This is a genomic window from Paenibacillus sp. P2(2022), assembly GCF_029522175.1.
In the GTDB taxonomy this organism is placed as follows: Bacteria; Bacillota; Bacilli; order Paenibacillales; family Paenibacillaceae; genus Paenibacillus; species Paenibacillus polymyxa.
The window spans coordinates 153634-171880 of the sequence record NZ_JAKWFI010000003.1 but is presented as its reverse complement, the minus strand read 5'-3'; the positions used below and the strand labels follow the sequence as shown (position 1 = coordinate 171880).

The 18247-nt window shown below is 44.0% G+C and carries 11 protein-coding genes; all 11 read left to right on the top strand.

Features of this window, described 5'->3' with window-relative positions; translation table 11 throughout:
* The first annotated feature begins 11 nt into the window (after positions 1-11).
* The 11 genes from MMB75_RS12480 (at position 12) to MMB75_RS12430 (ending at position 18241) form a co-directional block, all read left to right on the top strand.
* Complete coding sequence (locus MMB75_RS12480; RefSeq protein WP_016822894.1) at positions 12-896, top strand: flagellar hook-basal body protein; 885 nt, start codon at positions 12-14, stop codon at positions 894-896.
* A 13-nt stretch (positions 897-909) separates the two neighbouring features.
* Positions 910-1737 (top strand): flagellar hook-basal body protein, encoded by an 828-nt coding sequence (locus MMB75_RS12475; RefSeq protein WP_016822895.1) that lies wholly within the window; start codon positions 910-912, stop codon positions 1735-1737.
* 10 nt (positions 1738-1747) lie between these two features.
* Positions 1748-1960, top strand: a complete 213-nt coding sequence (locus MMB75_RS12470; RefSeq protein ID WP_029514471.1) for a DNA-directed RNA polymerase subunit beta — start codon at positions 1748-1750, stop codon at positions 1958-1960.
* Between the two features lie 896 nt (positions 1961-2856).
* Positions 2857-3303 carry a 3-hydroxyacyl-ACP dehydratase FabZ gene (gene fabZ, locus MMB75_RS12465; protein ID WP_013373420.1) on the top strand — a complete coding sequence of 149 codons (447 nt, stop codon included), beginning with the start codon at positions 2857-2859 and terminating at the stop codon, positions 3301-3303.
* A gap of 97 nt (positions 3304-3400) precedes the next feature.
* A complete protein-coding gene (locus MMB75_RS12460) occupies positions 3401-5119 on the top strand; it encodes a phospho-sugar mutase (protein ID WP_045244654.1) in 1719 nt (572 codons plus the stop codon).
* A 260-nt stretch (positions 5120-5379) separates the two neighbouring features.
* Positions 5380-7395, top strand: a complete 2016-nt coding sequence (locus MMB75_RS12455) for a DUF5693 family protein (RefSeq protein WP_045244653.1) — start codon at positions 5380-5382, stop codon at positions 7393-7395.
* A complete protein-coding gene (csaB, locus tag MMB75_RS12450) occupies positions 7371-8507 on the top strand; it encodes a polysaccharide pyruvyl transferase CsaB (RefSeq protein WP_044786148.1) in 1137 nt (378 codons plus the stop codon). The genes MMB75_RS12455 and csaB overlap by 25 nt, the downstream gene beginning before the upstream one ends.
* An 8-nt stretch (positions 8508-8515) precedes the next feature.
* A complete protein-coding gene (locus MMB75_RS12445) occupies positions 8516-9277 on the top strand; it encodes a WecB/TagA/CpsF family glycosyltransferase (RefSeq protein WP_025366004.1) in 762 nt (253 codons plus the stop codon).
* A 137-nt stretch (positions 9278-9414) separates the two neighbouring features.
* Positions 9415-10545, top strand: coding sequence for a glycosyltransferase family 4 protein (locus tag MMB75_RS12440; protein ID WP_016822900.1), 1131 nt, complete (start codon positions 9415-9417; stop codon positions 10543-10545).
* Positions 10546-10735: 190 nt separating this feature from the next.
* Positions 10736-14749 (top strand): S-layer homology domain-containing protein, encoded by a 4014-nt coding sequence (locus MMB75_RS12435; protein WP_045244652.1) that lies wholly within the window; start codon positions 10736-10738, stop codon positions 14747-14749.
* 354 nt (positions 14750-15103) lie between these two features.
* Positions 15104-18241: an efflux RND transporter permease subunit gene (locus MMB75_RS12430; protein ID WP_016822902.1), complete on the top strand. Its 3138-nt coding sequence runs from the start codon at positions 15104-15106 to the stop codon at positions 18239-18241.
* Positions 18242-18247: the final 6 nt, after the last annotated feature.

Below are 18247 nucleotides of genomic sequence, written 5' to 3'. Positions count from 1 at the left end.
GTGCACGATACATGTTGAGAGGTTTATATACTGCGGCCGCCGGAATGATGACACAACAACGACGTCATGACACTGTGACGCAAAATATTGCTAATATGAATACCACGGGATATAAACAGGAGAATAGCGTTCAGCGCTCATTCCCCGAAATGCTTATTTCCATGACGGGGGGAAACCCTGATAACCCGGACCGTACGGTCGGCAAGCTTAATACTGGCGTTTTTGCTGAGGAAAGCCTCTCTCCTTACATTCAGGGAGCGTTGAAGGATAGTGGACAAACTACGGATTTTGCGATACAGTCCAATATTAATGTGAATGACCCGGCTACTGGTCGACCTATGGCTTTTGATCAGGCGGGAAAATTCATCAATGCTAACGGTGAAGTCACCTATCGTCCAGAAGCGTTTTTTACGGTACGGGACAATAATGGTAATGTCCGCTATACACGTGATGGACATTTTCAAGTAAATGGAACGGGAGCATTGCTTTCGTCGACTGGTTCAGCAGTGTTGGATACGAATGGAAACCCAATTCAATTGACGGGGCCTGTCTCAGCGCTTAAAGTAAATGAACGGGGTCAATTGGTGGACAGCCAATCTAACCAGTTGCTCGGAACGACGCTTGGAATTAGTGTTATTGATCGGCCATACCAGCTCGTTCGTGAGGGCAACGGTAATTTCCGTCTGAATGATACGGATGGTGCTACGGCTAGAATGATGACCGCTAACGATACTGTATCTGTTCGCCAGGGCTATCTGGAAGTATCTAATGTAGATGCTGCTCAGTCGATGGTGGATATGATGGCTGCGTTAAGAGCGTATGAAGCGAATCAGAAGGTTATTCAATTTTATGATAAAAGCTTGGACAAGGCCGTTAACGAAGTAGGCCGTGTATAACAGGGGGTAAGTGATGAACAACTCCATGATTGGCGCAATGGTGTCTATGGCCAGTGTGCAGCAGCGTTTGGATTTAATTGCCGATAATATCGCCAATGTCAATACGGTTGGTTATAAGAGTAAACAGGGTTCCTTTGAAGATGTATTGGCCAATGTGCAGCAACAACCTTCGACGTATCTCCAAAATGGGCGGGCGATGCCGCTCGGCTATAATTTGGGCTACGGAGTCAAAACGACCGCAATTATGAAAAATATGGAGCAAGGTCCGCTCAAGGAGACGGGACTTCCTACCGATCTGGCGATCCAGGGGAATGCTTTGTTTGAAATCCAAGGAAATGGGCAAAAAGCTTGGACGCGTGATGGCAGCTTTCATTTTATTCCTGATCCGAATGATAATGAGACGATGATGTTGACCACTGCCGAAGGTTATTCTGTGCTGGATAATAACGATGTTCCTGTGACTGCACCAGCGGGTTCCAAAGTAGCTATTAACTCTGATGGCGAATTGCTGATTCGTGCTAATGGAACTGGCGCTCCGACAGTTGGTCAGCGAATTAAGCTAATGGATGTACAGCGTCCAGAAGGATTGCAACAGCGGGATGATAACCTGTTTGTGTTAGCAAATGGCGTGACAGAAGCCGACGTATTCGGTGCAGCAGGGGTGGCAGGTGCTGTTCCAACGGACGTATCTGTGCGTTCCGGTTATCTTGAGGAGTCTAATGTGGATTTAGCGGGCGAAATGACGGATATGATGCAAGTCCAGCGGATGTATCAAATGGCGGCACGGGCATTAACCTCTAGCGATACCATGATGAACCTGGCTAACAATTTGAGGGCTTAAGGATTTGGTGATGAAGGAAGAACAATCTGATTCCCGTCCGATGCCTGAAAAGACTAAATCCCGCTGGCGTACTGTTCGTTATTTCGTAGTTCCGTTGTTGCTTCTGTTCTCGCTGTTAGGCGGCCTAATTGCAGGATATGTAATTGTAGGTAAGCAAGGGCTGGCAGGCGTATTTGAATGGAAAACCTGGCAGCATGTCATTGATCTTATATTTGCGCCTTAGTTTACTTAAAAAAGTGGCTGTGGTGGGAAAAGACCGCTCCGCGAATGATTTGATCTTACGATCGCTGTTGCAACGGAATTTTCATATTATTAAAGCTATTTAGATGTAAAAATCCAGTTGCAAAGGCGAACACTTACGCTTCTCCAGATTCAAATCCTTCGTTCCGCTGCTACCCGCCATTGTCCACTTTTGTAAAGGTAAATCAACCCGCAATTGTGTGGGGAGTATAGAAAGCAAAACCCTGTGCCAGTGGCGCAGGGTTTTGTTATGTCGCCGACGGCAAGAGCCGCCAGCGTAGCACGCATGGATTGCGGCCAATGTAGGCCATTCGCAGAGCCCTCCGATTGTTTCTCTGCCCTTCACGACAAGCGAGTATTATTGAAGCGAGCTTTCTTTATGAGCCAAAAATAACTTGGCGGAGGGGATGGAATCGTTCTGAAGAAGCGATAGCGTTCGCCTTTATCCTCGGATTTTAACCCTTTCGGGTTTTATATATGGAAAATCTGAGGATAACAGCGATCGGAAGAATGATCCATCCCCCGTAGCCTGCTCACCTTGACTCAATTGAAACTTCGCTTCACTCCATAATAGGAGCAACAAATATGGTACTTCCGCATAATTTTCTTTTTGCACCTGATGAATGTATAATGATGGGGAGTTTATAACACTGCGGGGTAAAACCAAGCACGAGCAAAAGGGCTTCTTCTCGCCTCTGGTTGCGTAATCGGCGGAAAAAGCCCCTTATCTCAACCTTCACTTCTGCAGTAGGTGAAGGATATCTAACATTGTTGCCGTGATGAGCTGTTTTTATACAGCGTTAGCGGGGTAATATTATGCTTGCAGTAACTCTGGCTGAACAGAGTGAAATCTGCAAGCGGGAGGAGTTATTAAGCTAAATGGACAAATTGCAATTGGATGTTAATCAAATTCAGGAGATTATTCCGCATCGACCGCCATTTTTGTTGGTGGACCGTATTATTGAATTGGAGGAAGGGAAGAGAGCAGTAGGCATTAAAAATGTAACGATGACTGAGCCTCATTTCATTGGACATTTTCCGGGTTATCCCGTTATGCCTGGTGTGTTGATCACTGAAGCGTTGGCTCAAGTCGGAGCAGTCGCATTACTGCACCTAGAGAGCAATCGCGGCAAAATCGGCTTTTTGGCAGGGTTGGACGGTTTCCGTTTCCGTGGACAGGTAGTCCCTGGGGATACGCTGACACTTGAAGTGGAAATTACTCGTTCCAAAGGCGCTTTTGGCAAAGGGAAAGCTACGGCGAAAGTGGGCGACACGGTAGTAGCTGAGGGCGAGATTATGTTTGCTTTATCAGACCCACCCCAATAGACAAGCCCTGCCGACATAAGCGCGACGTCTGAACCGAGTGCATGTGTACATAGAGATCCTGTTTTGACAACCCAAAAATGGAGAGGGGAAATTCCGTATGACGCAGTTGAGTAAAAAAGCATTAGAAGGCATTGAGAGCTGGCTGCAAGACCCTTATATTGATGAAGAAACCAAACAGGAGTTGCGCGCATTGCAAGGCAACGACCAGGAACTAGAGGATCGTTTTTACAAAGAACTGGAATTCGGTACAGGCGGTCTGCGTGGAGTGATCGGGGCAGGCAGTAACCGGATGAATCGTTATGTGATTGGACGTGCGACTCAAGGGCTCGCTCGCTATATTTTAGAGCAGCATGCTGGCAAAGAAGGAAAACCTTCAGTTGTCATTGCACATGATTCGCGCCATTTTTCGCCAGAGTTTGCTTTGGATGCAGCTTTGGTGTTGGCGGGCAATGGTATCGTAGCTAAGTTGTTCCCTTCCTTGCGTCCAACGCCACAGCTTTCGTTTAGTGTACGTCATTTGGGAGCCAGTGGAGGAATCGTTGTAACGGCGAGCCACAATCCTCCCGAGTATAATGGTTACAAGGTATACAACAATGAAGGTGGTCAGCTTGTTCCTGATCAGGCTGAAAAGGTGATTGGCTATATTCGTGAGGTTCCTTCTTTTGCTGACATCAAAAGTCTGGCACGTGAAGAAGCAGAGGCGCAGGGATTGTTGGTTTGGCTTGGAGAAGAGGAAGATGAAGCGTTTGTAGATACGGTAGCCAGTGTGAGTGTGAACCGAGAACTGATTGCAGCTGGACCGGGCAAAAACTTCAAAGTTGTGTTTACACCTCTTCATGGCACTGGAAATATACCTGTTCGTCGTGTGCTGGAAAAAATTGGTTTTGAACAGGTGCATATTGTGCCTGAACAAGAGCAGCCAGATGCAGAATTTTCGACCGTTAAGTCGCCTAATCCGGAAGAACGTGATGCGTTCAAGCTGGCCATTGCGCTGGGTGAGAAAATTGGTGCAGATCTGTTGATCGGAACAGACCCTGATGCTGACCGTATGGGGGCAGTTGTGAAAAACCGTGATGGCGAATATGTGGTCTTGTCCGGTAATCAGTCCGGCGCCATTATGGTTTACTACTTGCTGAATCAACTGAAAGAAACCGGCAAGCTTCCGAATAATGGTGCGGTCATCAAAACCATCGTTACTAGCGAAATGGGTGCAGTCATTGCTGAGCATTTTGGAGCAACAGTGTTTAACACGCTAACTGGCTTCAAGTATATTGGGGAGAAAATGAACCAGTTTGACCAAACTGGCGAGTATACCTACCTGTTTGGCTATGAAGAGAGCTACGGCTATCTGGCAGGGAATTATGCTCGTGACAAGGATGCTGTTTTGGCGGCCATGCTGATCGCTGAAGCTGCTGCTTATTACAGCACGCAAGGCAAGACGCTCTATGATGTTTTACAAGAGCTGTACGAGCAGTTTGGCTACTTCCTTGAGAAGCTGGAGTCTCGTACACTCAAGGGTAAGGATGGAGTAGAGCAAATTCAGGGCAAAATGACGGATTGGCGCAGCAACGCACCACAAGAGATTGCAGGTGTGAAGGTAGACAAAGTACTGGACTACTCTCAAGGCCTGGACGGACTTCCGCAGGAAAACGTACTCAAGTTTTTATTGGAGGACGGTTCATGGTTCTGCCTGCGTCCTTCGGGCACAGAGCCTAAAATCAAAGTATATTTTGCAGTACGTGGTTCCTCGCTGTCAGACGCGGAGCAAAGAATCGGTCAGCTGGTCGATGCTGTTATGGCTCGCGTAGACGCTTGAGAAAATTCCCTTTATAATAGAATAGGTTAAGGTAATTAGATATGAAATGAGTAATCGGTGACCTCTCACGGCAAAGGGCAGTACGCCGTGGAGGTCATTTCTCTGTATTGCAGAATAACCTGGAAGAGGCTTTGGAAAAATAGGCTTATTCCGGCAACGGAGGATTTTGCAAAATTCAATGAGTGACCTACCTAAAGGGCAGAATGGCAAGTGGGCAGCATTGAATTTTGCAAAATCCCGAATATTAAGGAGGTTCTTTGGTGTATCAGAAATGGCAGTATTGGAATACGACTTCTCGAAAATGGTTGTGGATTCTGGTCGCTGTTGGCTTGCTGGCTTCCATTCCAGTCATCGCCGATCGTGTAAAGACAGAATCCTCAAGTAAAAAAGTAGAGATTGTATTCGATTATCGGGATTTGACGGAGGCGGCTTCGTATCAGGCTCATCCGCAGGACTATCTGAATGAGCAGCTTGACCGCTTACAACAGGCTGGTGTGAACAGCATGGCGATGTATGAAAGTACGCTGGATGATTTCCGTAAAGCGGGCCGTATTGTAACATATACGACTCAGAATGTTGCGGATCTAGAAAAACGTCTTTCACCTGCAAATGAGAATTATACGTACGTTGTTTTCGCTGACAAAGAAAATGCTGAGGCACTAAAGCCGTTAATTTTACGTACGTTTACAAGTTTGGGCATCAACGTAAAGCCGTGGAGTTATCAGGGACAGGAGGGGCTTGTTGTGGAAACATCCCCCGAGGATGCGTATCTCAAGCCTATGCAGCCTGACCCGATTGCTATGAAGCAGCTTCGGAGCAAAGGATTTTTTATTGTTCCACGCATGAGTGACAGCCTTCCCTATAACCAGGAGTTGACGGAAGAGATGCTGGCTTCCTTTCAGCAAAATGGTGTAAAACGCATTTTGTTTGAAGGTGATTCAGTCAAAGGCTTTACTGATAATGAGAAAGAGCATAGCTTAGCGGCATTTGCTAAATTGCTGAACAAATACGATATTGGCCTAGCTGCTATCGAAAACTTAAAAAAACCGCAGGCAGGCTTCAATAAGCTTGCTTACGATATCCACTATAATGTTGTGCGTCTATACTCACTAAGTGATAAAGATGCAACGCTCGATGTGGAAACGTTGGCCGATCGTTTTGCACTGGCCACCAAGGATCGGAATATTCGCATGTTGTATCTGAATACCGCGCCTAGTCGTAGTGTTGCTGAGGCCAAGGTGAAAGACTCGGTTGACAACCTGATTCACAGCTTAGACAAACCGGGCAACGCTGTACAACGAATGGAGAAAAAAGGGTTTGAACTTGGACAAGCTGAACCGTTCCAAGTGGTCGATTCCTCCATTCAGCGCTATCTCAAAATGATCGTCGTACTGGGTGCACTAGCTTTCTTCTCCATAATGGTGTCCTATTTCGTTCCGGCATTGACTCTGCTTGCATTTGCACTCGGTTTGGTAGGCTCTGCAGGGCTTTATGTTTTGAACTCCAGCTTAATGGAACAAGGTTTGGCGCTGCTCGCAGCGATTAGCGGACCTACGGTTGCAATGATCATTGCAGTGCGTACGATCAGAATTAAACGTGAACAGGGGCCTGAACTTTCTGTAGGTCAACGTTTGAGTCAAACGCTTTTACTATACGTACAGACATCGATCTTGTCGCTGGCTGCAGTGCCTTTTGTTATTGCACTGTTGAACAGCATTGCCTACAGTCTGGTGTTAAACCAATTTAGAGGTGTAAGCTTGCTTCACATTCTGCCGATCTTCTTGGCTGCGATTTATATTTTCTTTTATCGTGGCGTTTCTATACGGGAGGAAATCTCCAAACTGTTACGTACGCCGATTACTGTATTGTGGGTTATCGCATTGGCTGTTATCGCAGCGGCAGGCTACTACTATTTGACTCGTACTGGAAACGCAGGTACGGTGTCGAACACAGAACTGGTTTTCCGTAATTTCCTTGAGAATGCGTTTGGTGTACGCCCGCGTAATAAGGAATTTTTAATGGCTCACCCACTGTTTATTGCAGGGATATTCTTGGCTTTGAAATATCGCAAAGCAATCTATTTGCTGATCATAGCTGCTATTGGTCAAGCCTCGATGGTGGATACCTTCGCTCACATTCACTCTCCAGCTGCACTCTCGCTTAGTCGCGGGCTGTTGGGATTGGGATTGGGTCTGGTGCTGGGAATCATCGCAATTGTCGTGTGGCAAGTGCTGGAAGGATGTTGGAAGAAATGGTCACCACAGCTAAAACGATAATAATCTCGGGTTATTACGGGTTTCGCAATAGTGGGGATGAAGCGGTGCTCAAGTCGATTCTGACTGCTTTAGAAGAGGAGAGTCGTCAGGCGGGGCTTACGGTCAAGCCTGTTGTTCTATCTTCTGACCCTGCTTGGACACAGAAAATGTACGGAGTAGAAGCTGTTCCGCGTATGAGCCTAGGAGAAGTGCGGAGAGCGATTAAAAACAGCGATGGGCTAATTAGTGGCGGCGGGAGTCTGCTCCAGGATGCTACAAGCCCTAAAAGCATTCCTTATTATCTAGCGATTCTGAAACTGGCTCAATGGGCTGGAAAGCCTACGTTTGTATACGCTCAGGGCATGGGCCCGGTACAGCGGAAGATATTTTATCCTATGATCCGATCTGTGTTTCAACGCTGTGAATATGTTTCCGTCAGAGATGAGCAATCTGCTGCTTTGCTGGGTACCATGAAACTGAAACGCCCGGTTGTTCATGTTGTTCCTGACCCTGTAATGGGGCTTCCTTTGCCCTCTGGTTCCGAGCTACATAATGCAGCAACTGAGACTGATGAGGATAAACTCCCGGTTGTTGGTGTGTCTGTACGCTACTGGGATAAGGAACAACGCGATTTAACGGCTATTGCAGATGGCTTAAAAAGATTAGCCGCGGAACGCCGTGTTCACTTGCGTTTCTTGCCATTCCATTTACCTGACGACGTACAGGCTTCAAGGATGGTAATGGATTTGTTGGGGGATATTAGGGGGACGGGAAGCCTTGTCAGCATGTGTGAACAAGTTACCGATCCGCAACAGATGCTTTTGGAAGTCAGCAGATGTAGTTTGATGATCGGGATGAGGCTGCACAGCTTAATTTATGCAGCGTCCCATCAGGTGCCCCCGTTGGGGATTTCTTACGATCCCAAAATTGATCATTTCCTCAGCCGTGTTGGTAGCCAGCCTGTAGGTACTACAGATGCACTGGATGGGCAAAAGTTGGCTAATGAGTCCATACGACTGCTGGATCAGCGCAGTCAATGGATTGAGAGCCAGGGGGCAGCAATTGCTTTGTTAAAAAGTGAGGCTCGCTTACCAGCACAACATATTGTTAATTACTTGTGTCGCAAAGGATGATGGATACAGTGACAGTTGATAAGGTTACGAGTGTGCCTACCGTCCCGATTTTCGGTGTTCAGGTATCAAGGCTTAATATGAAAGATACATTAAATGTATTAATTCAGGCGGTGAAGTCTCGCCGCCCCCATCAAGTGATCACTGCCAATCCGATTATGGTAATGGCTGCATTGGAAGATCCAGTGTATATGAATGTGATGAAACAGGCAGAGTTGATTGTTCCGGATGGAACTGGTGTGGTCTGGGCTGCAAACTATGTTGGGCATCCTGTACCCGAGAGGGTGGCGGGTTTTGACTTGTTACATGAATTGCTCGCAGCTGGAGAAAACTATCATTGGAAAGTTTACTTACTTGGATCGACGCCTGAAGTGATTCAGGCGACCGCTCAGCGGGTACATGAGCTTTATCCTGGAATTACGGTTTGTGGCAAGCGCGATGGTTTTTTTGGTCCTAACGAGGACGAAGCAGTGATTGCGGCTATTCGTGAAGCGAACCCTGATTTGTTGTTTGTAGCACGTGGAGCGGACACGCAGGAACCTTGGATTGGTAAATACAAGGAGAAACTTGGTGTGCCGGTGATGATGGGGGTCGGCGGTAGTTTTGATGTTATATCAGGCAAAACAAAACGCGCACCTAAATTGTTTCAAAAGCTACGAGCCGAGTGGTTATATAGACTTCTAAAAGAGCCCACTCGTTACAAAAGAATGCTTGCGTTGCCGAAATTCGCAGTGAAAGTGATGCGTGAAAAAGAAAACGTCACAAAAGTGTGATAAATAGCTTGAATCTGCCTTTAAAACCCGCTAATTTGCCAGAATATGAGGCTTGGTATTTATTTTTGATCAGAGTATAATTCAATGCGGTTACATCTGAAAAGGCATTGCTTTAAAATTGGGGGTCGAATGATCAAATGTTATTGATCTATATTATTGGTTTCATCATGGCACTGGGACTTGCGCTGTTACTGACACCGCTCGTCAAGAGATTTGCTGTGAAGGTTGGAGCCGTCGATGTGCCGAATGCCCGAAAAGTACATACCCGAATTATGCCGCGTCTTGGCGGTCTGGGGATTTTCTTGGCATTTCTGTTGTCCTTATTGGCGATGTTACCTTTTGTGCCTGACGGAATGCTGTCCTCGCGGGATATTAACTTTATTGCAGCCTTTCTGATTGGCGGTACGTTGATTACATTGATCGGTGCTCTCGATGATCGTCTTGATCTTAATGCGAAATTGAAATTTTTGGCTCAAATTGCCGTGGCGTGTATGGTCGTGTTTGCTTTTGATATTCGTGTGGATTTTGTAAATGTACCTTTTCAAGATGCATACTCTTCTTTAGAAAGCTGGATTTCCATTCCGCTTACGATTTTTTGGATCGTAGGTGTGACCAATGCCATCAATTTGATTGACGGTCTGGATGGACTGGCTGCAGGTGTCTCAGGAATTGCGATTGGAACGATCGCTGTGATGTCACTACTAATGGGCAATTACATGGTAGCCATGCTTTGCCTTGTACTGTTGGGCAGTATTATCGGATTTTTGTTTTTCAACTTTCATCCTGCAAAAATATTTATGGGTGATACAGGGTCCTTATTTTTAGGTTTCTCTCTGGCTATGCTCTCAATGCTTGGGTTCAAGCAAATTGCTATCGTATCATTTATTACGCCATTGATTATTATCGGTGTGCCTTTGTCAGATACATTCTTTGCTATTATTCGTCGCAAGTTGCAGAAAAAACCGATATTCTCACCGGATAAAGGTCATTTGCATCACTGCTTGCGTGAACTAGGCTTCAGCCACAGACAGACGGTGTTGATTATCTACGGTATTGCTGTATTTTTCGGTATATTAGCCGTGATTCAATCGTCGGCTGCGCTTAATGAAGCCAACTGGGTCACCTTTGTCGTGATATGTATCATGATGTTCTTCCTACAGATCGGGGCAGAAGTTATTGGGCTCGTTGGCAAAACCAAACGTCCTGTTCTTAACACACTAATTCGGTTGTTGGCTAAGCCAGATTCCCAGACGCGATCGAAATTATAATTTTAATTTAAATGTAAGCCTTCAAGCTTAGCGGTATACCGCGGGTTTGAAGGCTTTTTTGATGTTTGCTGTAAAAAAACTCCCTCCTTTTTTGAGAATTTACTAATTTTTTGTATGTTTGCTACCGATAAAAAAAGTAATGAATGATTACGTACCCCAAGGTGCGACAGAATCAAAGGAGGACAATGATTTGAAACGATTGCTATCCATGTTGCTGACGGTTGGTCTCATCATTGGCTTGGTGCCGGCGGCCCTGGTAGGTACGGCTCATGCTGCGACAGGAACTTATTTCATTTTTCCAAATGAAAAATATGATGCGGATTCGGCTAGAATGGTAAACACCGACCGTGTTACAGTTAACGGTACGATTAACGGAGTGAATGGAAGTACTATATCTTATAGTGTATTCCAACTCTCCAAAAATGGAACAAACCTTACAGTAGTTAATAAAAATGAGAGTCAAAAGGGCGGAATTACGGTCAATGGCTCTGCAATTCAAATTTCAGATATTAAACTGTTCCCTGGTTTGAACCGAATTACATTCCAAAGCAGTCAAAATTCGGCTGAAATGAAGGATTCCATTTACATTGAGTATCAGGATGGACCTAAGCTGTATGATCTGTCTGCTACGCTGAATGGCCAAACCCAGCAGTTGCTAGAGAATCAGACGGCGGTGCTGACAGATGCAAAAAATAGCGGCACAGATGACGTGAAGGTAGTCATTCAAGGTACAGCGCCTAATGCTGACAGTGTAACGCTTACTTCTACAAAAAGTAGCAATACGTATAATGTTTCCTCTTATACTAGCTATAAATTAACAGGTAGTGTTGTACTCACTCCGGGTAAAAATATAGTGTCGATTAAAGTGAATAACGGAACTCAGGCTCTTACAGTTACGCGTGAAATTACGATATATACCGGTAAACCTGAATTTTCTGATTTGACCTTGAATAAGGACGGCAATGTGTCTGCTGATCTGACGACTTCGCCTGACTTTACCGTATCGTCTACAAGCGGTGTGGTTTTGAAAGGTAATGTTCTGGTTCCTTCCGGAGCAACTGATCCAGTAGTGAGCAAAATTAATGCCAGATTTACGGATGTAAGCAATAACGGTAGCGCCATTGGGGATACCAATGGAATTGATGCTACGATTGATACAGCGAATGTGGTTACATCTAGTGGTTACAAAGTATATCCGTTCCAGGTAACTGTGCCTGATGGTATCGTAACTGACCACTTGATTCGTGCATCCCTGAGTGTAGGGTTTGCAGATGGAACAAGCTCCAATGCATCTGCGGTTCAATTTACATTGCGCAGTAGCACTCAGCCTTATATTGACGACGTGAACTTTCTCCCTGATTTTAATAATCAGCTGTTAAGTAGAATTAATGGTAGCGGGTCTGATCAAGCTGCTGCCATAGATGAAGCTATGAAATTAACAGGAAGTTCTATGAAGAACAAGACTACAGATGCTCCATCTGTACCTGTAGGTATGGAGTTTATCATTGTTAATGGTACACCTAGTTCAATTAGCGAGCTTTCTGGTGTAACCGTCCATACCGTGGGCTCCCAAGATGTGATTCGGACAATCAATGGTAAGTCAACACAAGTGAAGAAAGTTGTTGCTTATGTAGATACTTTGCCTAAAGAAGGACAAAACGTCCTGAATTTCTACCTGAATGGTGATTCAAGCAAATTGATTAAGGCAACTGTAAACTTATTGCAGGGTCCATTCATGAAATACGATACGATTTATGATGGTCAACAAATTCCGTTGAATACATCGAGTGCAAACTTAAATACGTATAAACTGAATCAGTTGGGTTATTTTAAAGGTAAATTGCTGGATGTAAGTAATGCAGCTGATATTCACTACACTGGCAGTAACCGAAACGTATTTTTGTATGTGAACAACGTATTAGTTGACCTTGAAGGCTCAGGAGCGAACTTTAAGCTGGCTGCTTCCTCCGAAACAGCGGCTGCAAACGCACTGGCAAACGGAAATAATGAAATCAAGTTTGTGTTCAAGCCAGGTATCGAGTATAGCAATACGGTAAAAGTAAACTTTACACAAACGAATATTCCAGTAATTCCTGCTCCAAACACACAAGGAATTATTCCTTTTACACCCGTTAGCGGCCTGAGCAATACGCCGAAGTATAGCGAAATTGCACCGAAAGCAAAAGATGCAAATTTCACTAAAGTAGATGACACTAACTACAAAACATCTCTGAAAAATATCAATATCTTTGGTACCTTCAGTATTGCTGATTTGGGTAAAGCGGATCAGGTAAGTGGTTCATTAAGTGATATTGCCAATAAAGATCAATACATTTTAGAAATTAAGGGATCAGATGACAGTGAGGTTAACTGGACGCTGAATAACGAGTTCTTCTCAGCAGAAGATGCCAAAACGGCATACAACTCTGGTGCTACTACGGATAAGTTTACAAGCAAAGATTTGAAAGACCTGCTCGTATACTACCATCCGGACAAAAAGTATTTCAGCTTTGTATTGAAAAACCAAACTATTTCGCAAGATGGAACGCCAGTAGCTTATAACATTACCTTGTACAATAGTGGCAAGAGCGGACCGTTTGCTACTTTCCGACTGCAAGTATCTGGTCAATCCACATCTTTTGATATCTTGCGTCCGCTTCCTGAAAAACGGATCGTAAATCAAAACTTTGTGCAAGTTGTTGTAAATGCAGGTAATGCAGATAGTGTTACAGTAGGTAAGGAAACAGCAGTTCAAGAAGGATTCGACTCTGATTATGATGGTACTGTGGATTACCCATCAACTTATAAAGCCATCGTTACAGGTCTAAAAGCCAACAAAGATAATAAAATTGATGTAGTGGTTACAGTGGGGAAGGAAAAATTAAAACAGACCATCACTGTTAAGTATGTGCCTACTAATATTCCTGGTGAGCAGTACATGGAAGCGATGAAAACATCGCACAAAGTGTTTGATGGTAATCTTACACTTGCTTTCGCGAAGGGAACGAGCCTGATCCGTCGGGATTACGATCAACCACAGCAATTCAAAAACCAGGTTTTCTCTGGTCATACTTTGTACTTTGCGATCGCGAATAGCGAAGATGGCGTGGTAGACCGTCATGAATTTGAAACTGAAAAAGCATTGTCCGACATGCAGAGTTTGATTGCTGATGGAAGTAGATACTTCAACAGAGATTTCCCAAGTCGTTTTACCAAGTCCAGTCCAGTATTCTGGATTGACCCAGGTACAGCTGATGATATCAAAACAGATGCTTACGATCCGGTAACATATGGTGCTGATCCATATCAATTGGCTAACAAATCGCAAAATGACAGCAGCAAAATCAAAAACTTCTACTGGCGTGACCCGTCTAACGAGCTAGTGCCTTCCAAGCGTGCTACATTGACGCTGACGTACGATAGCAGTATTGCTCAGGATGCAGGGAAACAAATGACGGTGTTCTTTTTTGATCCTGATTTGAAGGATTGGCAGAACATTGGTGGTGTGGTGGATCCGAAGAAACATACCATTAAAGTACCGTTTGATCGTTTTGGCTATTATGTAGTTGCTAAGGTTGGAGAAACATATAGTGATGTCATTAAGCACAAGTACGCCAGAGATTACATCGAAGCGATCTTGGCTAAAGGTGTTATGAACCCGATGGATCCAATCAATAGCTTTGGACCTGACAGCTACATTAAAAGAGGCGAATTCACGTCGATGATTGTCAAAGGTCTGCAAATTCCGCTTAATTTCAGCGGAGCGAAGCATTTCGACGACGTGTCTATTCCAAATACGATATCCGCAGATGCGCTCTACGATTATCGTTATATTGAAACAGCTGCACGTGCCGGTATTGTCAAAGGTTCGCAACCAAGAATCTTTATGCCGGAAGATGTAATCACACGTCAAGATGCAGCGGTCATTATCGCCAAGGCATTGAATTTGAAGCTGGAAACAGATCATGACAAGATCATGAAAAATCTGTCTAAAACCTTTAAAGATGCGGACAAGATCGATTACTATGCGCAAGCATCTGTATTGGCTATCGCCAAGAAAGGCTTTATCACAGGGTCTCCTGTAGATGCAAGTGATCCGAAAAAAGGTTATATGTTTAACCCTACATCCTTGACCTTGCGCGGAGATGCAGCGATTATTGTGGCTAAAGTTATGGCTGATAAAAAACTGCTTCCAAAAATTTAATCAATCAAAAACCTGAAATTATTAAACATCCCTCCATGCGAAATGGAAATTCCCTTTCATATACATGAGAGGGATGTTTTTTATAAATCAGCTATTTGACTGGAATTACGGGCCTGTGCCATAATATCAGTGAGATGAATACTTTGGATAAGCATTACGGCGTTTTTTTTATTTTTGATTTGCCTTAAACGACTGTAATAAATTGCTTTTTTTTAAGGATTTATCTCAAAATGTGTTTATTATTTTTATATATGTTTTTTTTGCGCATTTATCTGAAACTTTACGCCTATTTCATCGTAGTAGAGGATGTGTGTGCTTAAATATTACATAGAGAAGTGAGTGGGGAGTGATGAGATGTCTCAGTTTTCAATACGCCGTCCTGTAACAGTATTTATGTTAATTATTGCTTTGTTAATCGGGGGCGGTATTTTTGCGTTAAGGCTTCCTGTAGAGCAGATGCCGGATATGAAGCTGCCATATGCTGCAGTGGTGACCAGTATTCCAAATGCAACACCTACAGAAGTTGAGGAATTGGTTACTAAACCTATTGAGAAAAATCTGGCTTCTATTGAGAATGTGGATACGATCATGTCCGAGTCCTCAGAAGGAACATCTATGGTCATGATTCAATTTAACTGGGGAGTAGATATAAATCAGGCAACCCTCGATATGCGAGATAAAATCGATGGGGTTAGAGGCTCTCTTCCTAAGGCGGCAAATTCGCCACGCGTACTTAAATTGGATCTTAACGCAACACCAGTTATAACCCTCGCTTTTACAGGGGACCAGGATATTAACAAGCTGAAGCCTATTGCTGAAGATATTATTGAGCCGCGACTTGAAAGAATTGCGGGAGTAGCCGCAGCCAACATGTCAGGCGGCCAAGAACGACTCGTAAAGATCACTGTAGATCAGGCCAAGCTACAAAGCTATGGTATTACTCTGGACCAAATCAGCCAAGCGCTATCGGCTAATAACATTGCTGGGTCTGCTGGTTCTGTATATCGTGGTAATACACAAATTCAGCTTCGGGTACAAGGTGAATATCAGGCTGTTTCGGAAATGGGTGAAACGCCAATCCCTGTAGGTAAGGGAAGCGTGAAATTAAAGGATATTGCGACTGTTGAAGACTCCACCGAAGATGTTACTATTATTTCTACCTTTAATGGAAAGCCAAGTATTAATATTTCTGTTACTAAGGCTACAGGTGGAAATACTCTTTCAATCGCCAATTCAGTGAAGGAGAGTTTAGATTCAATACGGAAAGAGTTACCTGCGGGAACTCAATTGGAAATGGTAACAGATGCTTCTAAGCCTATTAGAGACTCCGTACACTCGCTAATAGAGCATGCTATATTGGGGCTTATTATCGCAGCCATTGTACTGCTATTATTTTTGAACAGTATACGTTCTACTATTATTGCTGCGATCGTTATTCCAATTTCCTTCGTAGCAACGTTTATGATGATGTATTTCACCGGACAAACCATTAATGTTATTTCATTGAGCGGTTTGCTTTTGGGATTAGGATCCTTCGTCGACTTTGCCGTTGTTATTATTGAGAATATTTTTAGGCAGCGACATGAAGGCAAAAGTATGCTACAAGGAGCTATTGACGGCTCCAAGCAAGTGGGTAATGCGGTTATGGCATCTGCACTTGCACAGATTGTAGTATTTTTACCAGTTGTTTTTGTTGATGGAATTGCAGGGGTTCTATTTAAACCGTTGGCGTTAACTGTAATTTTCTCTCACATCGCTGCTTTGCTGGTATCCCTTCTAATTGTGCCGATGCTTAGCTCGCGTTGGTTACCTACCATACCAGATGAATCCATTTACTCTTCAGGTACTTATAAAGGTATTAACCCTATTGTGTGGTTTAATATCGGATTTGAGAAATTTAAGGGTGGCTATCGACGTGTACTGAAGTGGGGAATTAACCACAGAAAATCTGTGTTAATCATTACTTTATTAATGTTTGTGGCGGCAGGTGCTTTGGTTCCTTTGGTTAAGGCTGAATTTATCCCTGAGTCCGATACTGGTGAATTTTCGATTAATGTGAAACTTCCGAATGGAACAGTCTTGGAAGAAACGGAAAAGGTAGTTCAAGGTATAGAAAAAGAAATTTTGAAAGTTCCTGATCTGGATAAAATGACAGTCACGGTTGGTTCTGGTGGCAACTCAGGCTTTTCAGGTGCAGCCCCATCCAACTCGGCAGATATAAATGTAACGCTGAAGGATGGGCATCAGCCAACAGACGCTGTAGTTGAAGGCCTTCGTAAGAAATTTGATAGTATTCCAGATGCAGAGATTACACTAGCATCTGCAACAGGTCTTTCGAGTGGAAAGGCTGTTAACATTAATTTAAAAGGTGACGATATGGACGTCCTGCGTGAACTCTCGGACAATCTCGTTGCGGATGTGAAAAAAATACCGGGTACCGTTAATGTCAAAAGTAGCTTGAGTGCAGTTCGTGAAGAATATGAAATTACCGTTAATCGGGAGCTTGCTAGTCGATATGGCTTGTCAGCAACTCAAATCTTATCTGCAGTTAATACTTCATTTAATGGATCAGCCGCCACAAGCTATCGTACGGGTGATGATCAGATTGATGTGAAGATATCATTGCCAGAGCAAAGCCGCCATGATCTGTCATCTCTACAAGCCTTGCGTATTACCACCTCGCAGGGGATTGATGTTCCTTTATCATCAGTAACAAGTATTGATAAACGGAGTGTACCCGATACTGTTACTCGTGAAAACCAAACCCGTCAAGTACAGATTACAGCTGATATCGACGGAACAGGGGATATTCTTACCATTAATCAAAAAATAGATGCTCTTTTGAAAAGTACTCACTTCCCAGAAGGCTATAGTGCAGATACGGGTGGCGGACAAAATGAACAAATGATGGAATCTTTTATGAACTTAGCGATAGCTATTTTGCTGTCAGTCGTGCTGATTTATATGGTTATGGCTGGACAGTTTGAATCGTTGCTTACACCATTTGTTATTATGTTCTCAGTTCCACCTACGGTAATTGGTGTGCTTATCGGTTTAGCTGTAACGGGAGCAAGCCTCAGCGTATCAGCATTTACCGGTTATATCATGCTCGTCGGTTTGGTCGTCAACAATGCGATTGTTATGATTGACTTTATAATTCAGCTTCGAAAAGAAGGCGAAGATCGAGATGAAGCCATTATTCATGGAGCGTCTGAACGGTTACGTCCAATTTTGATGACGACGCTGGCAACTGTACTAGCATTGCTTCCAATGGCATTTGCTACAGGCAGTGGTAACGAAACACAAGCACCGATGGCAGTAGTTGTTGTATTCGGGTTGTCCTTCGCTGCTATTATTACATTGATTCTTATTCCGGTAGTCTACGTAATCCTAGATAATATGATACAAAAACGTAAAAATCGGAAATTGAAAAGACAGGCAAAGAGACAACTGAAAAAAGAAGCGAAACTACAAAAAAGTGTTCATATATAAGGTGAG